This window comes from Parabacteroides leei (assembly GCF_023369805.1).
Taxonomy (GTDB): Bacteria; Bacteroidota; Bacteroidia; order Bacteroidales; family Tannerellaceae; genus Parabacteroides; species Parabacteroides leei.
This window is the reverse complement of record NZ_JAMBQG010000018.1, coordinates 115,405-121,595: the sequence shown is the minus strand read 5'-3', so window position 1 is coordinate 121,595 and position 6,191 is coordinate 115,405. Positions and strand designations below refer to the sequence as shown.

General features: G+C 38.7%; 10 protein-coding genes. All 10 read right to left on the bottom strand.

All coding sequences use genetic code 11. The annotated features are described in order from the left end of the window. Positions 1–177: 177 nt before the first annotated feature. The 10 genes from rplQ to rplO all read right to left on the bottom strand — a co-directional run bounded on the left by rplQ (position 178) and on the right by rplO (position 6,171). Entirely contained in the window at positions 178–672 is a 495-nt protein-coding gene (gene rplQ / locus M1P97_RS21155; RefSeq protein ID WP_195373282.1) for a 50S ribosomal protein L17, read from the bottom strand. An 8-nt stretch (positions 673–680) separates the two neighbouring features. Beyond that, positions 681–1,673 carry a DNA-directed RNA polymerase subunit alpha gene (locus M1P97_RS21150; RefSeq protein WP_028730672.1) on the bottom strand — a complete coding sequence of 331 codons (993 nt, stop codon included), beginning with the start codon at positions 1,671–1,673 and terminating at the stop codon, positions 681–683. 12 nt (positions 1,674–1,685) lie between these two features. Beyond that, positions 1,686–2,291, bottom strand: coding sequence for a 30S ribosomal protein S4 (gene rpsD, locus M1P97_RS21145; protein WP_075558834.1), 606 nt, complete (start codon positions 2,289–2,291; stop codon positions 1,686–1,688). Between the two features lie 123 nt (positions 2,292–2,414). After that, positions 2,415–2,804 (bottom strand): 30S ribosomal protein S11, encoded by a 390-nt coding sequence (gene rpsK / locus M1P97_RS21140; RefSeq protein ID WP_005634781.1) that lies wholly within the window; start codon positions 2,802–2,804, stop codon positions 2,415–2,417. 11 nt (positions 2,805–2,815) lie between these two features. Further along, complete coding sequence (gene rpsM, locus M1P97_RS21135; protein WP_195373283.1) at positions 2,816–3,196, bottom strand: 30S ribosomal protein S13; 381 nt, start codon at positions 3,194–3,196, stop codon at positions 2,816–2,818. Positions 3,197–3,232: 36 nt separating this feature from the next. Then, the gene (ykgO, locus tag M1P97_RS21130) at positions 3,233–3,349 is read right to left on the bottom strand and encodes a type B 50S ribosomal protein L36 (RefSeq protein WP_005645768.1); all 117 of its coding nucleotides are present in this window, start codon (positions 3,347–3,349) and stop codon (positions 3,233–3,235) included. Positions 3,350–3,361: 12 nt separating this feature from the next. Continuing rightward, complete coding sequence (gene infA, locus M1P97_RS21125; protein ID WP_028730670.1) at positions 3,362–3,580, bottom strand: translation initiation factor IF-1; 219 nt, start codon at positions 3,578–3,580, stop codon at positions 3,362–3,364. 10 nt (positions 3,581–3,590) lie between these two features. Next, a complete protein-coding gene (gene map, locus M1P97_RS21120) occupies positions 3,591–4,376 on the bottom strand; it encodes a type I methionyl aminopeptidase (protein WP_195373284.1) in 786 nt (261 codons plus the stop codon). Positions 4,377–4,380: 4 nt separating this feature from the next. Next, positions 4,381–5,721 (bottom strand): preprotein translocase subunit SecY, encoded by a 1,341-nt coding sequence (gene secY, locus M1P97_RS21115; RefSeq protein ID WP_075558836.1) that lies wholly within the window; start codon positions 5,719–5,721, stop codon positions 4,381–4,383. A gap of 3 nt (positions 5,722–5,724) precedes the next feature. Beyond that, positions 5,725–6,171 (bottom strand): 50S ribosomal protein L15, encoded by a 447-nt coding sequence (rplO, locus tag M1P97_RS21110; protein ID WP_195373285.1) that lies wholly within the window; start codon positions 6,169–6,171, stop codon positions 5,725–5,727. Positions 6,172–6,191 lie beyond the last annotated feature (20 nt).

Genomic DNA, 6,191 nt, shown 5'->3' with positions numbered 1-6,191 from the left:
ATCAACCCATATGGAACTGGGGACTGATTTTTAATCAGTTTTTGACTATATTTGAAAACCGAATCCGGGTTTAAACCCGGATTCGGTTCCTGTAGTTTTGAATTTACACAAAATTGTGGATAGTCCCCAGCCGACATATAAATGCCGGCTGTTTTTATTATATATAAGTTACAGAAATTATTCTGCAACTTTTTCTTCTGTTGTTTCTGCAGCAGGTGCTTCAGCAACCGGAGCAGTTTCAGCAGCTGTAGATTTTTTACGAGAACGTCTTGTTTTCGTAGTTTTTGCAGCTGTTGTTTCTTTCAACATGTTTTCGTTATAGTCAACTAATTCAATGAAGCACATTGCAGCGTTGTCACCTAAACGGTTACCAGTCTTAATGATTCTGGTATAACCACCCGGACGATCACCGATTTTCTGAGCTACTTCTTTGAAAAGTTCTGTTACAGCATTTTTATCCTGTAATGTACTGAATACGATACGTCTTGAGTGAGTTGTATCCTCTTTACATTTAGTGATCAGAGGTTCAACAAACTTACGAAGCGCTTTCGCTTTTGCTGTTGTCGTAAAGATTCTCTTATGCTTGATCAAAGAAGAAGCCATATTAGACAGCATTGCTTCACGGTGAGTATTCGTACGACCTAAATGATTGAATTTTTTATTATGTCTCATCGCTTTACTTACTCTTTATCTAATTTATATTTCGTGATATCCATACCGAATGAAAGGTTCAAGCTTTCAAGCAGTTCATCAAGTTCAGTGAGCGACTTCTTACCGAAGTTACGGAATTTCAACAAATCATTCTTGTTGAACTTAACCAGTTCACCTAATGTTTCAACATCTGCAGCTTTCAAGCAATTCAATGCACGAACGGAAAGATCCATATCTGCTAACTTGCTCTTAAGCAACTGGCGCATGTGAAGTACTTCTTCATCGAATTCTTCATTGCCGTCAGTATCAACTGTCTCGATCGCAATCTTTTCATCTGAAAACAACATAAAATGATGAATCAGAATTTTAGCAGCTTCTTTCAACGCTTCCTTCGGATGAATAGAACCATCTGTGGCTATTTCAAGAACCAACTTTTCGTAGTCCGTCTTTTGCTCAACACGGAAGTTCTCGATTGAATACTTAACGTTACGTATAGGAGTGTAAATAGAGTCGATAGCAATCACGTGAACGTCTGCATTCGGATCTCTGTTTTCGTCAGCGGGTACATATCCGCGTCCTTTATTTATCGTTAATTCAATCTGGAAACTAGCGTTCGGATCCAAACGGCAAATAACCAGGTCAGGATTCAATACTTCGAATCCGGTCAGCTGTTTACCTATATCACCGGCTTTGAACACTTCCGAACCCGAAACAGTAATACTTACTTTTTCATTCTCTATGTCGTCTACAATATGCTTGAACCGTACCTGTTTCAAGTTCAAGATAATGTTTGTTACATCTTCAATAACACCGGGGATTGTACCAAATTCATGGTCAACCCCTTCGATCTTAATGGATGTAATAGCAAAACCTTCAAGCGACGACAGGAGAATACGGCGCAGAGCATTACCTATAGTAATACCATAGCCGGGTTCCAACGGACGAAATTCAAACTTTCCGAAGAAATTGTCCGCTTCCAACATTAATACTTTATCGGGTTTTTGAAATGCTAATATCGCCATGGAAATCAATTATTATTTAGAATACAATTCTACGATCAACTGCTCTTTAATGTTTTCAGGAATGTCAGTTCTTTCCGGCAGATGCAGTAATTTTCCGCTTAAAGAAGACTGATCCCACTCAATCCAAGGATATTTGCTGTGATTGAATCCTGACAATGCATCAGCAATCACTTCCAAAGACTTGGATTTTTCTCTAACACCAACGATCTGACCGGGTTTCAAAGAGTAAGAAGGAATATTTACAACCTTACCATCCACTGTGATGTGACGGTGAGAAACCAACTGGCGGGCAGCTGCTCTTGTAGGAGCCATCCCCAAACGGAAAACTACATTGTCCAGACGGCCTTCCAGTAACTGAAGTAGAACTTCACCGGTAATACCTTTTGAACGCTGTGCTTTTTCAAACAGGTTTCTAAATTGTTTTTCCAATACACCATAAGTGTATTTTGCTTTTTGCTTCTCGCGAAGCTGAATTCCGTACTCAGAAGTTTTTCTCTTTCTGGCATTACCATGCTGTCCGGGAGGATAGTTCTTTTTAGATAGAACTTTATCCGGTCCGAATATGGCTTCACCAAACTTACGGGCAATTCTTGTTTTTGGTCCAGTATATCTTGCCATTTTTTTATTGTTTTAATTTTTCTGTCTGAATCTGGAACCGTGCAGCCGCGATTACAGAGAGGATAAGGTCTTTATGCAATCTATTCACAATTCCGGATTCAATGTTCAAGAAACTATAGTTAATTATACTCTTCTCTTTTTCGGAGGACGACAACCATTGTGAGGCAGCGGAGTAACGTCAACGATTTCTGTTACTTCAATTCCTGCACCATGAATAGTTCTGATAGCAGACTCACGTCCATTACCCGGTCCTTTTACGAATACTTTTACTTTTCTCAAACCAAGATCATAAGCTACCTTAGCACAATCTTGTGCTGCCATCTGAGCGGCATACGGAGTGTTCTTTTTAGAACTTCTGAATCCCATCTTACCTGCAGAAGACCAGCTAATAACTTGACCTTCGCTATTGGCAAGAGACACAATAATGTTATTAAAAGAAGAATGAATATGAGCTTGACCGTAAGCGTCAACTTTTACGTTTCTCTTCTTTGCTGCGACTGTTTTTTTTGCCATATCAACTCTTATTATTTAGTAGCTTTTTTCTTATTTGCAACAGTTTTCTTCTTACCCTTACGAGTACGAGCATTGTTTTTTGTACTCTGACCTCTCAATGGTAATCCAATACGGTGACGAACACCTCTGTAACATCCGATATCCATCAGACGTTTAATGTTAAGCTGAACTTCTGAACGAAGATCACCTTCTACCTTGTACTCAGCGCCAATGACTTCACGTACTTTTGCAGCTTGATCATCTGTCCAGTCTTTTACTTTGATATCACGATCAATACCTGCTTTCTCTAAAATAGATTTTGAAGCACTCCGACCGATACCGTAGATATAAGTCAAAGCGATTTCTCCTCTTTTATTTTGTGGCAAGTCTACACCAACTATTCTTATAGCCATATTACTTACTAATAATTATTTTGCAAAAATAATAAATTATCCCTGACGTTGTTTATACTTAGGATTTTTCTTGTTAATTACGTATAAGCGACCCTTTCTTCTTACAATTTTACATTCCGGGGTACGCTTCTTTAAAGATGCTCTTACTTTCATATCTAGTTATTTTTATTTATATCTAAAAGCAATTCTACCTTTTGATAAATCATACGGAGACATTTCGACTCTAACCTTGTCACCAGGAAGGATTTTGATATAATGCATACGCATCTTTCCTGAAATGTGAGCGGTAAGCTCATGTCCGTTCTCTAATTCTACACGAAACATTGCATTCGACAATGCTTCAATAATTACTCCATCTTGTTCAATAGCTGCTTGTTTAGCCATATAGATCAAATTAAATTGCGTTACTTCCTAAAACTTCTTCTAAAAACTTAAATGAAGAGAGGATTTGTGGTCCATCAGGTCTGATAGCAATGCAATGTTCAAAATGAGCAGAACATTTTCTATCTTTAGTCCGTACTGTCCAACCGTCCTTTTCAAAAACTACATTTTTGCTTCCCATATTAATCATAGGTTCAATGCATATGCACATTCCACTACGTAACAAAGGTCCACAACCATATCTGCCATAATTCGGTACTTCAGGTTCTTCATGCATTTTACGTCCAATACCATGTCCTACCAATTCTCTGACAACAGAGTAACCGTTCGATTCACAATATTTTTGTACTGCATTACTGACATCCCCAATGCGTTTTCCTTCTACAGCTTGTTGAATTCCCAAGTAAAGAGATTCCTTTGTTGTCTTCAACAATTTCTTTACTTCCGGAGAAACCTCCCCTACACAAAACGTATAGGCTGAATCTCCAACAAAACCATTCAATATAGTACCACAGTCAACCGATATGACGTCGCCTTCCTTTAAAATAGTCTTCGAGGAAGGAATACCATGCACAACCTGTTCATTTACAGAAGCACATATTGAATTAGGAAAACCACCATACCCTAAAAAGGCAGGAACAGCTCCATTATCCCTAATGAATTCTTCAGCAATCTTATCGAGTTGAAGAGTTGTTACTCCGGGAGCGATATGTTTAGCTAACTCTCCCAGTGTCTGACCAACCAACTGGTTAGCCGAACGCATCAACTCGATTTCTTCATCTGTCTTTAAATAGATCATTCTATTAATAAGCGGCTACAGAGCCTGAACGTCCTTTAATTCTTCCTGACTTCAACAAACCGTCATAATGACGCATCAACAAATGACTTTCGACCTGCTGTAATGTATCTAACACTACACCAACCAAAATCAACAAAGATGTTCCTCCAAAGAACTGAGAGAACTCCATACTCACACCAGCGATTCTTGCAAAAGCAGGCATAATTGCTACTAATGCCAAAAAGAATGCCCCGGGAAGAGTAATACGGTCCATGATTGTATCCAGATAGTCCTTGGTACTTTTTCCCGGCTTAACACCCGGAATAAATCCATTGTTTCTCTTCAAATCATCAGCCATCTGCGTCGGATTGATTGTGATAGCTGTATAGAAATAAGTAAAGAGGATAATCAATACCGCAAAAGTGAAATTATACCAGAAACCGGTATTATCCATAAATGCAGCCCAAAAACCACTCTGATCACCAGTGCTTGAGAATCCAACAATAGAAATAGGTATAAACATAATTGCCTGAGCAAAGATGATAGGCATAACGTTAGCAGCATTTACCTTTAAAGGAATATACTGTCTTGCACCACCATACTGTTTGTTACCTATAATTCTTTTTGCATACTGTACGGGTACTTTACGAGTTCCCTGAACCAATAAAATAGCACCGGCAATAACAAGTAAAAGAAACAGCATTTCAAACAAGAACATAACCAGACCACCAGTTTTTTCACTTGTTCTTGAAATAAATTCCTGGAACAATGAATGCGGCAGACGGGCTATGATACCAATCAAAATGATAAATGAAATACCATTTCCAACACCTTTATCTGTAATTCTTTCACCTAGCCATAAGATAAACATACTTCCTGCAGCCAGAATAATAGTAGAAGAAATTGTAAACCAGATACCCGGAGGTAAAGCTGCACCGGCGGCCTTTAGCTGAACACTTAAGTTCACAAGGTATGTCGGTCCCTGAAATAACAGGATAGCTACTGTCAGATAACGAGTCCATTGGTTGATCTTTCTACGACCACTCTCACCTTCTCTCTGTAGTTTCTGAAAAGAAGGAACTGCGATGGCTAACAACTGCATAACAATTGAAGCGGAAATATAAGGCATAATACCCAATGCAAAAATAGAAGCATTAGAGAATGCACCACCTGAAAACATATCCAACAGTGCAAGCAATCCGCCTCTTGTCTGCGCCTGTAAAGCGGTTAACGCTTGAGGATCAATACCAGGAAGTACTACATACGTTCCGAAGCGATATATAGCCACCAATAAAAGAGTGGTGAGGATCCGATTTCTCAGATCCTCAATCTTCCAGATATTTTTTATTGTTTCAACTGCTCTCATGACTTAGAGTTTAACAACAGTTCCACCTGCGGCTTGAATAGCAGCTTCTGCACTCTTAGAGAAAGCGTGAGCTTCAACTTCTAATTTAGCAGTCAGGCTACCATTACCAAGAATTTTAACCAGTTGAGATGCAGAAATAAAACCAGCTTCGATCAATTCATTTACACCAATCTTAGTTAAGTTCTGAGATTCAGCCATTAACTGTAATGTTGCGAGATTGATAGCTTTATATTCTACGCGGTTAATATTCTTGAAACCAAATTTAGGCAAACGTCTCTGAATTGGCATCTGACCACCTTCAAATCCAATCTTTCTTGAATAACCAGATCTAGACTTTGCTCCTTTATGACCTCTTGTTGAAGTACCTCCTAATCCTGAACCCGGACCACGGCCGATTCTTTTTCTGGTCTTAGTAGATCCTTCAGCAGGTTTTAAATTTGATAAGTTCATATCGTATAATTTATTTTTTC